General features: G+C 58.1%; 11 protein-coding genes. 8 read left to right on the top strand and 3 right to left on the bottom strand.

The window, feature by feature from the left end; translation table 11 throughout:
* Positions 1–7 precede the first annotated feature (7 nt).
* Complete coding sequence (locus Q4D83_RS04585; protein ID WP_303173369.1) at positions 8–1645, bottom strand: heparan-alpha-glucosaminide N-acetyltransferase domain-containing protein; 1638 nt, start codon at positions 1643–1645, stop codon at positions 8–10.
* A gap of 69 nt (positions 1646–1714) precedes the next feature.
* Positions 1715–5713, bottom strand: a complete 3999-nt coding sequence (locus Q4D83_RS04580) for a Pls/PosA family non-ribosomal peptide synthetase (RefSeq protein WP_303173368.1) — start codon at positions 5711–5713, stop codon at positions 1715–1717.
* Between the two features lie 135 nt (positions 5714–5848).
* Here Q4D83_RS04580 and Q4D83_RS04575 point away from each other — a divergent pair, with 135 nt between their 5' ends.
* Both Q4D83_RS04575 and Q4D83_RS04570 read left to right on the top strand, forming a co-directional pair.
* Positions 5849–6943 carry a hypothetical protein gene (locus Q4D83_RS04575; RefSeq protein ID WP_303173367.1) on the top strand — a complete coding sequence of 365 codons (1095 nt, stop codon included), beginning with the start codon at positions 5849–5851 and terminating at the stop codon, positions 6941–6943.
* A gap of 284 nt (positions 6944–7227) precedes the next feature.
* The gene (locus Q4D83_RS04570) at positions 7228–8523 is read left to right on the top strand and encodes a hypothetical protein (protein WP_303173365.1); all 1296 of its coding nucleotides are present in this window, start codon (positions 7228–7230) and stop codon (positions 8521–8523) included.
* A 333-nt stretch (positions 8524–8856) separates the two neighbouring features.
* Here Q4D83_RS04570 and Q4D83_RS04565 read toward each other — a convergent pair whose 3' ends face one another.
* Positions 8857–10911 carry a DEAD/DEAH box helicase gene (locus Q4D83_RS04565; RefSeq protein WP_303173363.1) on the bottom strand — a complete coding sequence of 685 codons (2055 nt, stop codon included), beginning with the start codon at positions 10909–10911 and terminating at the stop codon, positions 8857–8859.
* Between the two features lie 291 nt (positions 10912–11202).
* On the opposite strand from Q4D83_RS04565, the gene Q4D83_RS04560 reads away from it, so the two are divergent.
* The 6 genes from Q4D83_RS04560 (at position 11203) to Q4D83_RS04535 (ending at position 19998) form a co-directional block, all read left to right on the top strand.
* Positions 11203–13965 carry a Z1 domain-containing protein gene (locus Q4D83_RS04560; RefSeq protein WP_303173362.1) on the top strand — a complete coding sequence of 921 codons (2763 nt, stop codon included), beginning with the start codon at positions 11203–11205 and terminating at the stop codon, positions 13963–13965.
* On the top strand, positions 13952–14926 hold the full coding sequence (locus tag Q4D83_RS04555; protein WP_303173360.1) for a PD-(D/E)XK motif protein: 975 nt from the start codon (positions 13952–13954) through the stop codon (positions 14924–14926). Before Q4D83_RS04560 ends, Q4D83_RS04555 begins: the two co-directional genes overlap by 14 nt.
* Before the next feature lie 6 nt (positions 14927–14932).
* Positions 14933–16939, top strand: coding sequence for a hypothetical protein (locus Q4D83_RS04550; RefSeq protein ID WP_303173359.1), 2007 nt, complete (start codon positions 14933–14935; stop codon positions 16937–16939).
* Positions 16939–17868, top strand: coding sequence for a hypothetical protein (locus Q4D83_RS04545; protein WP_303173357.1), 930 nt, complete (start codon positions 16939–16941; stop codon positions 17866–17868). Before Q4D83_RS04550 ends, Q4D83_RS04545 begins: the two co-directional genes overlap by 1 nt.
* Complete coding sequence (locus Q4D83_RS04540) at positions 17865–18638, top strand: hypothetical protein (RefSeq protein WP_303173355.1); 774 nt, start codon at positions 17865–17867, stop codon at positions 18636–18638. Before Q4D83_RS04545 ends, Q4D83_RS04540 begins: the two co-directional genes overlap by 4 nt.
* 238 nt (positions 18639–18876) lie before the next feature.
* Positions 18877–19998 carry a ParA family protein gene (locus Q4D83_RS04535; RefSeq protein ID WP_368502186.1) on the top strand — a complete coding sequence of 374 codons (1122 nt, stop codon included), beginning with the start codon at positions 18877–18879 and terminating at the stop codon, positions 19996–19998.
* Positions 19999–20056 lie beyond the last annotated feature (58 nt).

The following is a 20056-nucleotide window of genomic DNA, read 5'->3' as shown; positions in this document are numbered from 1 at the left end:
CATCACGCTACCTGGCGTGCCGCGATGAGTGCGGCATGCTTCCCGGCTGCGCGTTCCGCGGGCCCGGCACCGACCATTGTTGTTCCCGCGGCGGCAGGCTGGAGGTTTGATGCCTGGAACGTACATGCTGAAAGCGAGACGGGTACTTGATGTTCGGGTCGAACGCGTCTTGGGGCAGCGGCATTTCGGTTGCCATGACACCAGGGTCGAACATTGGCGTGGGCTCATGCGCGACCGGCTCCGACTGCTGTTGCGGCTGCGGGCGTTGCGGCGGCGCAACAGGCTGAGGTTCGACTGCGTCCCACGGGAGTGGCGCCGGTTGTTCCGCTGCGGAAGCTTTGGATTGTTTCACTGGGATGATGGTGCGCGCTAGGAATTTTGCCAATGCTGATTGGCTACGCTCTAACGGCCCTTGACCCACCGCTTCCCGCCAGAAGAAGCCCAACGCCATGGCCACGAAAATCTGGGCAAGGCACCACACGATGGAATAGTAGGAAACATCCTTCACCGCGAGGAACATCAAGTGAAGCACGTACAAGGTCAGAGTCATCGACCCCGCCCGCTCGAAGGGGATGAGGAGTAAGGCAACTACACGTTCCGCTAACAGGAAAAAGGACAGCGCAAAGGTAGCCAACGCGCCGGAAAGCACCACGGAAAAAACGGTGTTAAGGTGCGGGCCCGCTGCGATCTGCCACCACAGGGTGGTTGATGGGACTTCCCCGCCGAGGCGTAGCGAATCCATCACTTGATCCGGGGTGAGGCCGGAGGTTGCGGCGACGATTCGATCAAAACCGTGGCCGGCCTTCAGCAGAAAGTCCGAGGTAACCGCCACCACGATGGCCACCAGGGCGCTGAACACACCGAGCTTGATCTGCACCTCAATGTTGCGGAGGTCAAGTCGGCCGATACCCATGCCCAACAGGATGAACGCAATCCAGGTGATGGCCGGGTACACACCGGTAAACACCATGGTCATCAGGAAGGTGACGGGGTCTTGAATTGCGGCGACCACATCGGCGGTGCTTTGCACTTCCAGCATGCTTTCGGTGCGCTCTGGGTAACTGCCGGAGGCGAGCACGATGTAGCGCAGCAGCGAGCCGCCAATCGCCATGCCCGCCGCCCAGATGAACAACGATCGCGCCTTGAACCCTAAAAATGGAATAGCAAACAGGAAGAAGAATGCGTAGTACGGCAGGATGTTGTACACCGTTAAGGGCAGGAAGTTGATGGTGGTGCCAATGAGCAGCACGATCAACGCTCGGAAGAACACGTTCAGCCGGTCGCGGTGTAAGTCTCGGCCGGTGTGAATGTTATTCATCCCCGTGATGATGGCCAGGGAGACACCGGCGAGTGTGGCAAACAATGCGGCAGCATGCCCGGCGAGCAATTGGTATGACAGGGTCACGGTTTGGGTGCTGTTGTCCCACACCGGCAGGGTGTGCACGCTGATCATGCCGAACAGGGCGAAGCCGCGAGCGGCGTCGATACCCCGGATGCGAATCCGGCTGGCGCGACGGCGCGGCTTTTTAGCGGGCTGGCCGCCGGTCCACGCTTCGCGTGGTTGACGCGGTCCCGGCTGGGGGCGGGCCCCCACCGGAATGTCGCCTTCCGGCACGAGCGGGGTGTTGTCTGGAGTAAAAGGCATGGTAGGTAACGTCTCACTACGGTTGCGTGTGGAATGGTTCTCGCTGGTTGACTTCAATAACGAGGCACATCAGGTTCGGGCTTTCGTCGGCGGCGCCACCCCGAAAGGTGGTTCCAGGCTGGTAAACCACGCCGAGGAATCAACTGGGTGGACGGGGTTTCCCTCCCACACGCTGTCTGGCGGGATCTGATCTTGCCGCAGGATGAGCGACGCCGGCCCGATCGTTGTGCGATCTCCAATGGTGGAGCCAGGCAACACAAAGCTTGACGGCCCCAAGGTGGCGCCCTCGCCGAGTATCACAGGCTCTAGCGACATCACCCTATCGTGAAATAGGTGCGTTTGGATAACCGAACCGCTATTCACCGTAGACCTATTTTTTAATTCAATCAGGTCAAACTCAGGCAACCACCACGTATCGCACCAAACATCTTTTCCAACCTTTGCTCCCATAAGGCGCACCCACATATTGAAAAACGGTGTGCCCAAGCTCAGGAACACAAGGGTTGGCACGGCGAGGTACTCGTTGAAGTTATCCGAAAGCTCGTTCCGCCATACGAAGGAAGAATGCAGCTCCTTGTTGCCTGGCCGGAACTTGCCCACAATGAGCCATTTCACAATCACGGGGATCAAACAGGACACGGTGTAACCAATCGCCACAATCGGCCCGGACACCAGCACCGCCAAACCCAAACTGGTCAGGTTCATGCCCAACTCGACATAAATAGTGGTCATGGCGTACACGATGCCTAGGTCGATCCAGAAGGAAATAAACAGCGGTACCAACCGGAACATTTCCACAAAGGCGCGTGCAAACCGCAAGCGCAGCGGCGGGCGAAACGTGAGCTCACTGTCCGCGCCGACCTTTTGCCGCGGGATGGCGTTGGCGGTGCGCCCCAACCAGGAGGAGCCGCTGTCCGGGTGGTACGGCGCGGTGGACAACACCGCCAGCAAGGATTCACTGGGCATGTCCCGGTCAATGCCAACGATGGCGGAGTTACCCACAAAACTCTTGGTACCCACCGTGGAGGATCCGATATGCACCCAACCGTTGCCGTAGCGGGGCGGGCAGGCCATGGCGTCGTCGGCAAGGAAGGAGCCGTCTTCGATGGTGGTCAAGTGCGGAATCACCACCACGGTGGAGATTTCCACGTCTTTGCCCACCTTGGCGCCGCACATGCGCATCCACGCAGGTGTGAGCCAGGAGGCGTAGATAAAGTAGAACGATTCCAACGATTGCGCCATCAGCGCACCGGTGAGCCACAACGCCCAAGCGGTAAACGAGCCCTGCGGGTAGAAGCCCGGCTTGATTACTACTGCGAGCAAGCGCACCGTTGCCGCAATGAGGCACAGCCAAATCGCCTGCTGCAACGCCACCAACGGCACCGTCCACACCGCGAGTTGCAGGAACACGTTGTGGTAGAACGGCGTGTTCAAAATTCCGGAAACCCCCGCAATCCACACCGCGCCGGGGATAAAGGCAATCGCCGGCATCAGCGTGATCAGCAGCGAACCGACCGCGTACAGCACGGTGGATTCGAAGCGGTACATCAATCCGAGTTCGTGCTGAGTGTCGGGGTCTTCAGTGGGCCAGTTTTGGTTCGCCGGCCCGAGGTTGCGCATCGGCGCGCCTTCGTACATGGTATCGGGTTCCGCATAGCCGCGGACGTGAGAGCCAGGCAAGATTTCCGCCCGCGCACCAATGACCGCACCGGGAGAGACAGTGGTGCGCATTCCCACGCGCGCGCCATCGCCGATATCGATAGCCCCGACATAAACATGGTTGCCGTCAATCCAGTAGCCGGACATTTCCACTTCGTTTTCAATGGAAACGTTATCGCCGATGGTGGTGAGGCCCGTGACGGACAGCCCGGAATTCAAGGCTGTGTGTTTGCCCACCTTGTTGCCCAGCATGCGGTACAACATTGGGGCGAACGGAGTGCCGTCAATGCTGGCGTGGTTTTGATAGTTGAAAAAGCGCTCGGCGGCCCAAATGCGTAAATGCTCGCTGCCGCCGCGCTGATACACCCCAGGGGTGAGATTGTAATTCAGCACACGGGTCACCGCGGCGGTGACCAGCATTTTCCCGAAGGGGGCATAGGTGAAAAACCAAGCCACCAACAACGGCACGAGGGGTGGGTGCGGCACCCAGGCGGCGTCGCCAAACACTGCGAGCGCCCACACCACGAGCAGTGCGCTCACCGTGTAGCGGAACCCAGTGTAAGCATTAATGCCCAAGATCCACACACCCTGGAAAATCTTGCCGGCAAGCGGCAACGCATCCGGCATCTCCCGGGCGGAAATTTCGCTGCCCAAGGAAGCGAGGTAGTTTCCCATAGCAGTCAGCGTTGGGTTCTTATACAGCTCCGCAATATCCGCAGTGGGATAGGTTTTCCGCAGTTCGGCGGCTAATTTCGCCACCGCCACGGACGAGCCACCAAGGTCAAAGAAGTTCGAATCCGGCTCCAGCCCGATGGGGCCCAGCTGGTCGGTCCACGCCTTGGCCAACTGCTGCAGGTGCGCGGGAAGATCCGCGGACTCCTCCCCCGCACCGGCGGGCAGCGGCCACGGCAACGCCTTACGGTCCACCTTGCCGGAAGTTTTCGTGGGCATCTCGTCAAGCACGCACAACACCGGCACAATCCCGCCCGGCATGGTGGCGGCCAGCTCGGTGCGGCACAGCTTCGTGTCAATCTCGGCGCCTTCCTCGGCCACAAGGTAGCCGACCAGCACGTCCGACCCCGCGGGGGTTTTATGCTTCTGCGCCGCGCCGATGCGCACATTTGTGCAAGCGGTGAGCTTATCGTCAATCTCGCCAAGTTCGAGGCGACGGCCGGCGAACTTAATCTGATCGTCCGCCCGGCCCATAAACACCAACCCCTCGCGGGAGGCGGTGACAAGGTCGCCGGTGCGGTACGCGCGATCCCAGTTCATCGCCGGTAACGGGGCGTACACCTGGCGGTCTTTTTCCTCATCCAGGTAGCGGCCGAGACCAACGCCGCCGATGATCAGCTGGCCGGTCTCGCCCCATTCGACAAGTTCTTCCTGTTCGTTCACCACCACCAACTGCCACCCCGGAACGGGGCGGCCGATGCGCACCGGCGGCTGCGTGTCCACCAAATGCCCAGACGCGATCACCGTAGCCTCGGTCGGCCCGTAGGTGTTCCAAATTTCCCTGCCGGGGGTGTGCAAGCGTTCGATAAGGTCGAAGGGCAGGGCCTCGCCGCCGAAAATCAGCAACCGGATCCGCTGCAAATCTTCGTTCGACCAGAACGCGGCTAGCGTCGGCACCGTAGAAATCGCCGTGATCTTCTTTTCCACCAGCCACCGGCCCAGCACGTCACCCGAGCGGACCGTGTCGCGGTGCGCGGCAACCAAGGTGGCGCCCGTACGCCACGCCAGCCACATTTCCTCGCAGGACGCGTCGAACGCCACTGATAGCCCGGCCATCACGCGGTCCTGGGGACCCAACGGATCATCCAGCAGGTACATGCGCTGCTCCGCATCCACCAGCGCGGCGGCGGAACGGTGGGTAATGGCTACCCCCTTCGGCTTGCCAGTGGAACCGGAGGTGAAGATGATCCACGCATCATCATCGAGGGTGGGCAGCCCCGTGTCCACCGTCGATGGGTCTTTAGCCGAATCCATCACGGTCAGCTCGAGCGCTTTGCCAAATACGGCGGCGACGCTAGCTTCCTCCCACACGGTGTTGGCGCGGGAGTCGGGGTCGTCCCAGTCGACGGGGACATACGCCGCTCCGGCGAAGATGGTGGCCAGAATTGCCACGTACAGGTCCACGGTGCCCGAAGGCACGCGAATGCCAACCCGATCTCCCCTGCCAATACCTAAACCATGCAGGCGTTCCACTTGCTCGAGGATGCGGTGTTCAAACTCCTGGAACGTAAGCGCCTCAGTATCGGATTCCATGCCGATCGCATCGGGGTATGCGCGAAACGTCGCCAACGCAATGTCCACGAGCGTGCGTTGCTCCGGTTCCGACTCCACCCCGAACACGGCAAGGCGTTCATGATCAGAGGTCGAGAAATAGGACGGTGCACCTGAATACGTCAATAGAAAACTCCTAATGTTTGTGCACAACCTAAGTGTAAGAAAAGGATGAGGAAAGTGGCCGAAGTTAGAATTAGGCTTATTGTACGGCTATAGTATAGCTAAATTACAGCAAGGCTAGTCAGAACGAAGGGACCAGTGGAGAATAGTCGTCTCGCGGTGTATCGCGCCCTGGGTTTAGTGGTAGGCCTCATCCTTATCCTCACTGCTGGGGCCTATCTTTTTTCCGGAAACACCAACGCACCGAATTTTGATGTGGGGGCCCCGTGCGCGCAATGGGGGCTAGACCCAGAAGACCCCCGCGCCAAGCCCGGCAACATCTCGCCCGAGGAACACCGCGCGTTTACCTCGAAAAACGATAACGTTGACCTGAATCAAACGTTCGAATTTGAGGGCATCGAAGGGCGTTACCACTTGTTCGCTCGTAATATCGATTATTCAAAACCTGTTGGGTTCATTGTCCGGCTACACGGGGATGGTGGGTTCGAATTCTCTTACCCGAATAACCTGCCCAATTGCCTCGCCGCGGTTGCTGAATCGTACAACATGGTCATTCTTGCCCCAGAGAGCCCAATTACTTCGGAGAGCAATAACGAATTAACTTGGTGGCAAGATATTCCCACGAAGCGGAAATGGGTGCTCGCCCTCGTGCGGGAAAAAATCGAGCAAACGAACAACGTTGACCGAAATAACATTTGGTGGATGGGTTATTCCGGCGGCGCGGAATTTATCTCATACGGGCTGCTCAACCACCGCACGGATTTGGTGACTGGCGGCACAATCATGGTCGGCGGCGGGGGCGCGCCGAAGGAGCAACAGCTGCGCGACCTTGATGACACCAAACGAAAAGAGGTGCCGCACTATTGGGTTGTAGGCACCGAGGATGACGGAACCGATCCGAAGACGCCGTTTAATGCGCGCCGCGCCGCCACGGAGGGTGAGGAGTTTTACCGCCAGCACGGGTTTACTGCCACCTCGCGCACGGAACTGCAGCATATTAATCACTTGAACCTGCCGCAAGCTGCGATTTTGGACCGTTCCCTGGACGGGACGCTGCCGCACGATACCCGCCCATACGCCAGCAATGACGGCCCCCAGCGCCCGCGGCCGGCGCCGAAGGTGGACGATAATCAGCAGGGCGAGGAACCGGAGGCCGACGGCGAGCTCAGCATTCAGGGCGGCAACAATGAGCACCGCCGGAACCGTTTGCGCCCGCACCATCACGACGAGTAACCGCACGAGGTTTTCGTTGCGAACTTCCTAGCGATACGAAAAGCTTTTCGACGTCGCGGTAGCGCACCGTCCATGCTTTACCGCGGCGACGGGGGCAGCTTTCGGGGGCAATGGTGCTGAGACGGGCATCTATCTGACCTGTTCAAAACTTAGCCCCGCATCAAAACAAAGGGTCGGCTAACCTTAACGCAAGCAAAGAGGGTACCTTGCCGTTAGGTTAGCGTCGGCTAAGTTGACGCTCACTGTTGGACACCTACCCCTCGACAACTTTGGAGCACACCCCCTTGAGCAAGATCCTTCGTTTGCCCGCAGCCGCAATCGCAGCTTCTGTCGCATTGCACACCGGCGTAGCCGTCTCTCCAGACATTCCCTCACTGGTGGACCGTCCCCTGATTGCGCAAGCCGGTGCGAATAACTCCGACACGATTCCGGACCTCTACCACATCCAGAAAGCACCCGACGCGGAAACCTACGCCGCCGAGCTTAACGCCTACCTGCGCATTTCCAGGGCCCGCCACTTGCTGCACACTGCTGCCAGCGCACAAAAATACGAAAACTATTTCAGTGCGCCGCAGTCAGTGCGTGACGCCGCCGACTATTCCGAACAGGCCTGCTACGCCGCAAAGGGACGGTTAGCGCTCGCAATCCTCAAAGCAGAAGGTAACGAAACCGCGCGCGCCATCAACATTTCCGCCGTCGGTTTCGACGCGAACGCTACCGCTACCGCCGCCGCCCTCCTAACGGCAGCGACCGCAGAGGCCGCCAAACATGCATTCGGGGACGGGCCAGATTCGAACGAATGGAGCACCCGCCACAAGTTCTTCAGCGAAGGCGCTGACCGCACGAAAGAACTCGATGCGGCGTTGCGCAACGGCACGCCCGACCCCCGGGAAGCCGACGCCTACTCTGTGATCAATTGGGGTGTTGCGCAAACCTATATCGCCGGCGCGGAAACCACCGTCGGCTACACCATGAACTCCCTCGCGGGAGTAAGTGTCTACAACCTCGTGGCACCCTCCGCGTTCGACGCCAGCGCCGCCAAAGCCGTGGCCCGCCAGACCGAGCAGGCACTGACTGCCGAGTTCGGCGCACCCGCTAAACCCGCCACCCCAACGCCACCGGTTCCCGAACAGCCTGGCGGGGAGCACGGGGACGTCGATACGCATGCGAACGCGGCAAAAGCCGCTGCCGAAGAAGCAAAAACCGCCGCGGAGCAGGCTAAAGCGGCCGCCGAGGAAGCGAAGAAGGATGCAGCACAAGCGGCCGTAATCCGCGCGGCAATCGAACAAGCCGAGCAAGCAGCCAAGCGCGCCGAAGAAGCCGCTAAGCAAGCCGAAGAAGCCGCGAAACAGGCCGAGCAAACAGGTGCAGCGGCGGCCCAAGCGCTCGCCGACGCGCAACGGGCGCGCGAACACGCAGAAGCTGCAAAGAAAGCGGCAGAAGAGGCCGCAAAGCAGTCGAAGCCGGAACCGAAGCAACAGCGTGGTGGGTTCTTCCGGTTCTTTGATGGCCTGCTCAGCGCTTCCGTATTGGGCGTACTGTTGGTCAGCGCGATGACAAGCCTTGGGCTGATTGGCTAATGCGCTTCTAACTCTCCCCCAAGCACACACGCCCTGATACAAGGGTGTGAACATCCTCCGCAACAATCGTCGCCGACCGCTGCGGAGGATCCCGCTTTTCTAGGCCCAATTCCCAAATACGCGGTAACCACAGAGTAACCCAACAAATCCCCAATAACAACACAAGTAACATTTGAAACTAGCTTCACTTGCTTATCGCTGGTACACAGGTTTTTCATTCCCCCTGGTAGGCACCCCCGGCGCGACCCGCGGCACGAAAAACCGCCGCCCGAGACGCACACATGTGCATCCCCGGACGGCGGCCACGAACCGTACGCCGAAGCTTAACGCCGGTTAATCGTCCTGGTACCCACCACGGTCGGGACGGCGATTGCCACGCTCGCCACGATCCCGCTTGCGGAACCCACGGTCGTCACGGCCCCGGAAGCCTCGATCATCCCGGCCGCGGAACCCGCGATCGTCACGGCCCCGGCCACCACGGAAACCATCACGGTCACCGCGGTCAAAACGGCCGCCGCCTTTTCGGAACGATCCTGGGCGACCCTTCGGCGCCCCCGGGTCCGGCTCAATATGAATCAACTGGCCGGAAATGCGGGTGTCCTCCAGCGCGTCGAACACTTCCTTCGGCAAGTCCTTCGGCAGCTCCACCAACGTATGGTCCACAGCAATGCTGATGCGACCAAAATCGCGGGAGTTCAAGCCACCCTCGTTCGCCAACGCACCGACAATGGCGCCCGGCCGAACATGCTGACGCTTGCCCACCGCAAGACGATAGACGGCCATTTCCTTACCGGAACGGTCAAACCTCGGCCCGGAATCACGTTCGAAACGGTCCCCGCGATCGCCACGGTCCCCGCGGTCACGGCGACGATCACCACGGTCGCCCCGATCCCACCGGTCCCCGCGATCGCCACGGTCACGGCGACGCTCCGGCGGCGGCTCCTTCATCAGGAACTCGTCGCCAACCTGCGCCTGCGTAGCCAACGCGGCGGCAATATCCTCCAGGGGAACGTCATGCTCCTCCGAATACGTTTTCACCAAACTACGGAACACCGCGATCTGGTTATCCTCCAACGAAGCGGTAATCGCGTCGGCGAACTTCGCCTTCCTGGACTCGTTGACCTCATCGACCGTCGGCAAGTCCATTTCCACGAGCTTCGCGTTCGTCGCGCGTTCGATGGAACGCAGCATGCGGCGCTCCCGCGGCGTGACAAACAGAATCGCCTCGCCGGAACGCCCCGCGCGGCCGGTACGACCAATGCGGTGCACATACGACTCGGTGTCGTGAGGGATGTCGTAATTGAGCACGTGGCTGATGCGCTCCACATCCAGCCCGCGTGCCGCCACGTCCGTGGCCACGAGGATGTCCAACCGGCCATCCTTCAACTGATCGACAGTACGTTCGCGCTGCGCCTGGGCGATGTCGCCGTTAATAGCGGCAGCTGAGAAGCCACGCGCGCGCAGCTTTTCGGCCAACTCTTCGGTTTCATGCTTGGTGCGCACGAACATAATCATTGCCTCAAACTCGGTGACCTCAAGAATGCGGGTCAACGCATCGAGCTTGTTGCGGTGCGCCACCGAAAGGTAACGCTGCGTGATATTCGTATTGGTACGCGTCTCACTCTTCACAGTAATCTCGGCCGGGTCGGTGAGATACTGCTTGGACAGCCTGCGGATAGCGTTCGGCATGGTTGCCGAAAACAGCGCTACCTGCTTCACGTCCGGAGTGTCGGCGAGGATGCGTTCCACATCCTCTTGGAAACCCATGTTCAACATCTCATCGGCCTCGTCCAACACGAGGAACCGCAGGCCGGAGATATCCAGCGAGCCCTTTTCAAGGTGGTCGATCACACGACCAGGTGTGCCAACAACGATGTGGGCGCCGCGACGCAAGCCGGACAGCTGAATGCCATACGCCTGACCACCGTAAATGGGCAGCACGTGCATGCGGCCAAGATGATCGGCGAAGGACTGGAACGAATCCGCAACCTGGAGCGCCAACTCACGTGTTGGGGCAAGCACCAGCGCCTGCGGGGCCCGCACAGAGGGATCGATGCGCGCGAGGATCGGCAACGCGAACGCGGCGGTTTTACCAGTACCGGTTTGCGCGAGGCCAACCACGTCGCGGCCCTCCATCAGGACCGGAATAGTTTGCGATTGGATAGGGGACGGAGTTTCGAAGCCCACCTTCTGGATAGCGGAAAGAACTTCCGAGGGAAGACCGAGGTTTTCGAAACCTTGCGTGGAGCCGGTGTCCTCAGAAGTATTCGCATCCCTGATGTCTTCGGCAGCAGCGGCTGCCCCATCCTGCGAAGTTTCCTGAGATTCCGACGAAATGACGTTGTCCGGCTCTTCTACGCCGCCGGTGACGTTATCGGTAATGCTCATTGCGCATCCACGTTACGCTATTGCACAACTAATCGTAAAACTGGTGTGACCAGCATCCTAACCGCACCTCAATAAGGCAAACGCCACTCACCCGCTTTTCGACGCCCCGCACACAAAGCTTGCGCACAACCCCACCGCGCGGGGGGTATCAACGTGGGTAGTCTAAGCAGGGCATTTCCCCGGAAGCGCCCGATACATCCCCCGCAAATCCACTCCTAAAGATAATCTAAGTTGATCTTAAAAGGGGCCACGTGCCCAAAGCAGTCCTGGGGATAAAAAGGGAGCTCGCGGATGACGGATGGTATCGACGTGCTTGATGAGTCGGAAGTTCTTTTAGCCTGCGAGGATATAGAAATCTTCATCAGAGGCGGGCTATCCATCGATGCTGCGGTCGCGCGGCTCACCCGCACGCATGGTGAATCACCCGAAGTTTCGGCCGCTGAGAAAATCATTCGCCGCAAGCTGAGCGATTCCGGGCTTTCCGGAACCCTGAGCGAATACATCACCGCAATCTACGATCCGGCGGAAACGAAGTCGTGGTATGGCGGGCCAAACCTTGCCTTAGATACCTATTGGCCCCCGGTGCGCGCCAAGATCGAAACCGCGATTGGCAAAGCGGTGGATTCCATCGATGTCACCTCCACCGCCATTATCCAATCGCTACGGCAAGCCAACGGCTCGGATTTCTTTAACCTCAAAGGCCTGGTGGTGGGCTATGTGCAAAGCGGTAAAACCACGAACTATATGTCCGTGATCGCTAAAGCTGCCGATGTTGGATACCGCCTGATCATCGTGCTCACCGGGATGACCGAGAACTTGCGTGTACAAACCCAGGCTCGCCTGGAACAACAGCTGATTCTCCACGATCACGGCAAGTGGCACCGGCTTACCACGGTCGATCACGATTTCTGGGGAGATGACAATCCACAGCGGTTAAAAGACCCGGAAACTCGCTTTATCGCAGTGGTGAAGAAAAACTCCACGCGTTTACAAGCGTTAAATGCATGGATTAATAGCGCAGGCTTGCTGGGTGATTCCTGTCCGATTTTAGTCATCGATGACGAGGCGGACCAGGCCAGCATCGATGTCTCCCCCCGCGCCAAAGGCCGACGTTCCGCCATTAACCAGCAGATTAGTGACCTGTTGGACCGCAAGAAGACCGTTTATATTGGTTACACCGCCACCCCGTTTGCCAACGTCCTGATCAACCCGAACAAAACGGACGACCTCTACCCCTCCAATTTCATTCACGTGTTGCCGAAACCGGAAGGCTACTTCGGTGCGGAAGCCTTATTCGGGCGCGACCCGCTCGACGGTGAAGAAAAATCGGATCTACATGGCGACGGCTACGATATGATCCGCATCATCGGGGAATCGGAAGTGGAAAAGATCAAGCCACCTTCATCCCGCAAAGATTCCGCAAATTGGACACCCGAAATTGATTTCGGCCTACAGGATGCGATCCGCTGGTTTATCATGACCACGGCCGCCCGATGGGTGCGCGGCGATAAGCGCGAACACTCATCCATGCTGATCCACACTTCGATGCTGACTGATCATCATCTCAGTCTCGCGATGCTGGTACGCACAGAGCTCAACAAGCTACGTCGAACGATCCAAGCTGACACGATTCCTTACTCCTGGGTGGAACAATGGGAAACCGAAACCGCCACCGTTCCCGCCAGCGAGTTTGATTTGCCCGAGGTTAGTTTCGAGCAAATCCGGCCGCTGATCCCCGCAGTGCTGGAAAAAATCCGCGTCATCATAGACAATGCGGAATCGGATGACCGACTGATCTACACCGACAAGCACCCGGAAACAGTAATCACCATTGGCGGTAACACCCTTTCCCGCGGCCTTACATTAGAAGGACTGATTGCTTCATACTTCGTCCGCCAAGCGAGCGCCTTCGATACCTTGCTACAGATGGGCCGATGGTTCGGTTTCCGTAACGGCTACCAAGATCTCCCCCGCATTTGGATGCCCGCAGAACTCGCTCTTTGGTTCCGCGACCTCGCACTGATCGAGGCTGACCTCCGCCAAGAGCTTGCCTGCTATGCCCGCGAACGCTACACGCCAATCGAAGTGCAAGCGAAGATCCGCAAACACCCGGCCATGATGATTACTGCACGTGCAAAGATGCAGGATTCCATGAAAATGACCGCCAGTTACTCCGGCCAGCAGGTGCGGACGGTACGGTTTAAAGCTGGCGACAAAGAATGGTTGCAAAACAACCTGGATGCCACGTGGGATTTTGTGGCCGCACTCCAGGAAGAAGGAATCACCTCCGAAAAGTTGGATAACGGTACCACCGTGTTCCGCAACGCCTCGACCGATCTTGTAATGGAATTCCTCACCAACTACTTGTTCGATGAGGGATCTCGCTTTGAAAATCGGCGGAAAACTCTTGTCCAGCAATACATCCAAGAAGAATCTGAGGCTAAAACGCTTCGCCGTTGGAATATTTCCTTCTTCGGTTTGGCCAACGAAGCGCAAGGTACTCGAGAAATCGGACCCGGCCTGCACGTACACAAAGTACGCCGTTCGAAACTGGAGGATCACACCACCACAAACGCGCAAATCAGGGCGCTCGCCGCGCCGCTGCACCGCCTCAACGATCTCCCGGTTGACAATGAAACTAGGCACCAAATCATCGCCGATGCGATTGCGGAGATAAAGAAAAACGAAACGAATAAAGACGCAGTAATCCGCGCGGCGCACGATAAACACGCTGGCAACAGTACGGCTCACCTCGCCATTTATGTTATCGACAAAGATTCGAAGGCTCCGGCGCAAGCGAAGCGACCAACGCCATCCTCGCGCTACGCGAGCACGAAGCCGCCACGGGTGGATCTCAATGCTGTCGATGACATTATCGGCATCGCGATCTTCTTCCCCACCTCTGCGAACCCCGGGTCCGGTGTGGAATATGTGACCGCCTTGGAAGCTGACGCGGAAACCCGCGCAGCCTACGAGGCCATGGACGATGAATTCGATAGCGCGGAATCAGTTGATGGCGAGAAGCTGAAGGATGAATCCAGTGACCGAACCTAGGCCGCTACCATCTGCGGAACTGTTTCAGGCGCTCTTTACTCGGGCCGCTTCCGGCGAGAAATCACCGTTTACCCGGTTGATTCTCCCCACTGGGGTGCTGAGCGCCATCGGTCGTATCTCAGCGTTTGTTGATGATGAACGTGGAATTGGGCTACAAATCCCAATGACCGAAGAAGTCGCACAAAAGTTCAGCACGGATACGAGGAGCCCTAGTTTGGCCCTCACTCGCGACACATATCGCGACCAACCCTGCGCACTTATCACACTCAAGGAGCCCGCGCTACGCTCGGTATTCGAAGTCTTTTGCGATGATTTCCTGATGAAATCCATGGCACAACCTGAGCAAGCAGCACTTACGGCATCGGCACTTTTAAAGCGTTGGCGGAATCTTTTTTCAGGTAACAATGCTAAAGTGCTAACCCCAGAAGAAGAAACCGGCCTGATTGCGGAACTGGAAGTGTTGGAACAACTATTGCAGGAACGGGGAGAAATCGCCTTTCTCCGCTGGACAGGGCCGGATAACGCTCGTCATGATTTCAGCTTTGATGACGTCAGCATAGAATGCAAAGCCACCCTGCAAAACAACGGGCTTTTTATTACTATTCACGGGAATTCCCAGCTGGAACCTACCCATGACATCCCACTTCGGCTTATTGTGCGAAAATACGAAGCAACGCCGACTGGTGAAGTCACGCTGCGTGGACTTGTGGAACGCATTCTGAAGCACCCACAGGTTTCGGGGCCAGAACTTCTAAACCAGCTGGCTGAAACTGGCTACGCGCATATCGAGGAAGGACGAGAGGAGCCTAAGCGATACAGATTCTGTGAGCAGCATACATTCGATGTGACGGATGAGTTTCCCCGATTACTTCAGGTAGGCCCATCCGACCGAATCCAACATATTAAATACACCATTGACCTCTCCTCCCCCTCCGAAATCCCCGGATATAGGAACGACTAGGAAAACATGCTTAACGTCTTTCACCACAAGGAACCTTTCGGTGATTCCGGAAGCACATACGGCACATCAACGAAAAAGGCACTTGGGCGTCCGAACCTACATCGCTGGGAAATGTTCACCCGAGAAACTTTGCAAAATAGCTGGGATGCGCGTGACACCGGCAACCACACCGACGGCGTGACATTTGCCATTGATTTTAAAACCCTCGATGAGGCGGCCGTGGAGCAGCTTCGCAACTTCTTCGGCGATGACCTCACTGGTGTTGAGGATTCCCTCGGGGAATACCTGAAGCGCGATAACTTGCCCCTCATTGTGGTCTCCGACTCTGGCACGTGCGGATTGCAGGGCCCCACATCCGCAGCCACCCACGTGGATTGCAAAGACGATTTCGTTTCGTTTATCCGCAACATCGGCCGTAGTTCGGATAAGGCAATCGGCGGCGGAACCTACGGTTTTGGTAAGGGTGTGTTTTTTGACGCCAGCAAGATCAACACCGTGTTGGTGTACACCCGTACCCGTAATGAGCAGGGTGAGCGCGTCAATCGTTTCATCGCGATGGCAATCAGCGAGGCGTTTCACATTGATGAGCTGAACTTCACGGGCCGGCACTGGTGGGGTTTGCAAGCTGACGGTGTCACCGGCGGTGATTTCGCCGAGCCGATCGTTGGTGAAGACGCAGACAAGTTGGCGGCCGCGTTTGGCATGGACGAGTATTTCAGCGAACACCGGCAAACCGGAACTTCCGTAGCCGTACTGGACCCGGCATTTGAGGCGCCGTCCGATGCGGAGATGGACGACGACGCGCTCACGAAGTTTTGCATGGAAAGCATCGCCAAGTCGCTCACCAAGTGGGCGTGGCCCCACATGGTGGTACAGCACAAGAACATGGATCCGATCAGCTTCGTGGTCAAGGATCGCGGCAACGATGTGGTGATTCCGAACCCAATGGATGATCCCGGCCTCTTGCACATCGTGCGGGCGTATAAGGAGCTGGTCAAACATCCTGAGCCGCACTACCATGAGATCACTGATGAATGGACCGGTTCCTCCCGTTACCGATTGCGTGACATCATTTCCAAGCGGCCAGCGGAGTATTTGGGCAAGCTGTGTTTGTACCGGTTGTCGCGCATCCCGGAGAAAAGTACAACTGCGGATCAGACCTACGATCACCACATCGCACTGATGCGCAGCCCACGCATGGTGGTGGACTATTGGACTGGCCCGAAGGCGGCGGTGGGTTCGGGTTACGGCGGCGTGTTCGTGGCGTCGTCACGCTTGGACGGGTTGTTTGCCGCGAGTGAGCCCCCAGCGCATGACGAGTGGAACCCGAAGACGGTGGACTTGTCCGATCCGCGGTTCTTCCAGGAAGGCAAAACGTCGCCGCGCCGCACCAACCCGGTGAAGGTGGCATTCGATCGCCTACGCGGGTTTATTAAAGAGCTCACGCCGAGCACAATCAAGGTAGTCAAATCCGTATCCAGTCCGGCGATCGTGGAGCTTTCGCAAGACCTGGGTAAAATTTTGTCGGACGGCACCAGCGGCCGCACGCCGAAGGTGAAGGCACCGCAAGCACGCAACCGGGCGGTGAAAAAGACGCCGCGCGCGGGTATTACAACCTCCACAAATATTGAGACGATGGAGGTGACCAGTCGCGGTACGGTCGTGGTGTTCCAGGTGACGGCAAAGTTGAGCAAAGCGGCCGCACAACACGGCGCCACGCTGCAGATTCACCCGGTTTCCGTCGTTGATGGAAAGCGGTACTCCAAGCGCGGGGAAGGCGTGAGCCTGGCCATTCCGCTGGGCTGGGTGGACCCGTACGACCCGACGTTGGATTGGGAGACGCTGGCCGCCGGCGGGGAAAACCCGGAGCTGCCCGTCGTTTCCATCAGTGAAGACAGCTGGGAAGGCTACATTGCCTTGCTGCAACCAGAAAACACGGCGATCATGCTGAATGTGAGCACCGAAGCTAACCCCGCCCCCGTGTTGCGCGGTGAAGAACAGGAGGAAAACTAATGGCTAACCGTATTTGCCTTGGTTTCCGGCAACCCTCGGCTGAGGCGATCCGCCTCGTGGATTACGAAATCCTCGTTGATGGTGAACCCGTCGCCTACACTGACGACGGCGCGGAAAGCACCTGGACGTACGAAACCCCGGTGGAGGCGTCCCTGACCATTAACGTGGATCTACCACGCGTGTTGAAGGAAACAGGCCTGCCTGACGAGGACCCGCTGACCGACAGCCCTGCCTCCCGCGTCGGCGCTGCCATCGTATGGAAATCTTCAAAAACTGGCCGCCACGGCGCCACCGAAACTCAAGAAGTGGTGGATGGCAAACAAACCCTCAAGGTGAACCTTCCGGGGACGGAGATCGGCGGCACCGTCAGTTTCCGAGTCTCTGTGGTGCTCTTGGAAAATCCACACGCTCATGAGCCGACGCTGGCACCGAAATACCCCGGTTCGCGGCTGTGGGAAAGCACCGTGTCCGTCAACTTGGAAAGCCCGGAAACACAATTCCCGTTGAGCGCCATCAACTTTAAGGAGGCGCGCATCGAACCAACCTCCGCGATGTGGAAGTTGGAGGTAGACCGCCATCCGCACCGCCACGCCAGCGCCGCGATCCGTTTGCAGCTCAACACAATGCACAAGCGGGTGGAAGACTACCTCGCGGATCCGAAATCGTTGGACAGTAAAGACTTCCGCGCGTTTTTGAATTCTGATGTAGTCAGCCAGTTGATCATGCACACCTTGCTCTTCGACCCCGACGAGCTCGACCCGGAGATCACCGAGCTTGGTACCCTCGCGGACAAGTTGGTGTCCATCCATACCGCTATCTTCGGTGAGCAATCGCTCCAGGAAACGAAGAACATCTACGAGCAAAACCCAGGCGAAATTCACGCCCGAATCCAGTCGCACTTCTTCAATTCTCAAAAGAGCAAGAAATGAACAATCCCGCCGAATCGTATTTCTACTACAAGCTCCTTGACCGCGCCCACGCCATCGAACTCGCTCGGCAGACGATTTCCAAGTCCATTGCGCGGCTGCAGGAAAACAATGACGTAGCGCACCCGTTGGCGCACTTCGATGGAATCTGCTCCAACCCGGTGCAGGACGAGTATTTGTTGAAGCTCCGCGACGGGGTGCGGCAAATCGCGCACAAGCACGGCTACCCCAAGGGTGGCGACAAGCAATCCGTGACCGTGTTCGACTACGAGGTGGGCAACTACCTGTACGAACACATGCACATGCTGCCCACCCAGGCCGCCGACGAGTTGGTATGGAACTACTTCACGCTCGTCCTGCTTCCCGACGTCGCGAAATGGCGCTACCCGAACCGTGAACGCAACCCGGAGTACTACGCTTGGCTTGGGCAATCCCGCCGCAACGTATTCCGCCGCGCCTGGTGGCGCAGCTTCACCTTCGGCTCGGACATCAATGCGGTGTTGAGCGATAACGAATGCTCCGCCATTTTGGACCGCACCACCTTCGGCGGCAACCCGCGCATTGCGCAGGCAATTGCTAAAGAGCACATCTCGCGCTTTTCCGAATACGCCAACAATCCGCTGTCCCGCCAAGACAACTTACGTGGCGTAATGGTGCATTTTGGCCGTTGGGCCGAAATCATCGACTTTGACACGTTAAACGACGAGCAATTGGAACAACGGGTTAAAGAAATCTTCGACAGCTTCCTGGCTTCGGTGGCAACTGCAAGTTAACACCGACCTCAGCCAACACCGCCGTTCCCCTCGCAACATGCGGGGCGGGCGGCGGTGTTCGTTTCCTTCGGGGCAATACACGGATGAACAACCAGTTTGAGCGGTCCAGAACTACGACCAAGTTCCCTTCCGCTGAGTTGAAGATGACACTACACAAACGGTGGTCTAATCTTACTCTGAGCAAATACTTAAATATCCTGTGGTGAGCGTAAGGGAAACCCAGACAATGGCATCAGGCATCCGGACCATAAGCTTCTTTAACAACAAGGGTGGCGTGGGCAAAACCACGATTTCCACCAACGTTGCCCACTACTTCTCGCAGCGAGGGCAACGAGTGCTGTACGTCGACTGTGACCCACAATGCAATGCCACCCAATTGATGCTCACCACCAAACAGTGTGAAGAAATCTACGGCAGCACCGGAAATGTTGAAGAAGCACTGCGCTCCTCGCTTCACAAGACCGTGTACTCGCTGTTCGTACCGCTGCGAGAAGGCGAGCCCACGATTAATGCGGACATTCACCCGATCCGATCCGCACGCTTCAAAGTCGACGTTTTAGCTGGCCACCCCATGCTTTCCCAAATCGAAGACGTCATGAGTGAGGCGTGGTTCAATGCGCTGAGCCGCAAAACGGGTGACTTCCGCCGTGTCCACTGGGCAGGCCAACTCGCCACGGCTCTCGACGACGCGGACAGCTACGACGTCATCTTTTTCGACGTCGGGCCCAGCCTCGGCCCATTTAACCGCACTGTTTTACTTGGTTGCGACGCCTTTGTAACACCAACTTCCACCGACTTATTCAGCTACCACGCCTTTGGCAACCTCTCCCGCTGGTTTACCGAATGGACCGTTGAATATAGCGAAATGGTCGAAGCCAATAAAAACAGTTGGGGGCGATACAACACTAATATCGAGGAGAAACTCCGCGCCCTGCGACTGCACGGCGAATCCGGACGCAATCTCACCTACCTGGGCTACACCACGCAGGAATACAAAAAGAAGAAAAAGGACGGCAACGAAGTCCTCGTCGGCGCCTACGAATTATTTCGCGACAAATTCGGCGTTGCCGCAAACACGATTGCGGATAGTCTGGGGGCCAAGCACGATAATTACCTCCTCGGCCACATTCCAGAAATGGCTTCCATGCCCGCGCGGGCGCAAGACGCACACGCCCCCATCGCAGAATTGCTCGCAAAAGATGGCGTCACTGGATCCCAGCACACTCAACGCGATAGCTATGTGGCTGATATTCACAAGGTCGCGGCGGAAATCTATGATCGGATCGTTGAACCGGTGGCCGTTCCCAGCGAAGAGTCGCGGCATCGGCTATCGCCGGCTGCGGCCAAAGCCACGACCTAGTGCGACGTCAGGTACTTGGATAGTCCGGTATTCACCATCCGCTCACTGCCCGCATTTG

The organism is Corynebacterium sp., assembly GCF_030532715.1.
Classification (GTDB): Bacteria; Actinomycetota; Actinomycetes; order Mycobacteriales; family Mycobacteriaceae; genus Corynebacterium.
The sequence above is the reverse complement of the archived record's forward strand: the minus strand, read 5'-3'. Positions and strand labels throughout refer to the sequence as shown.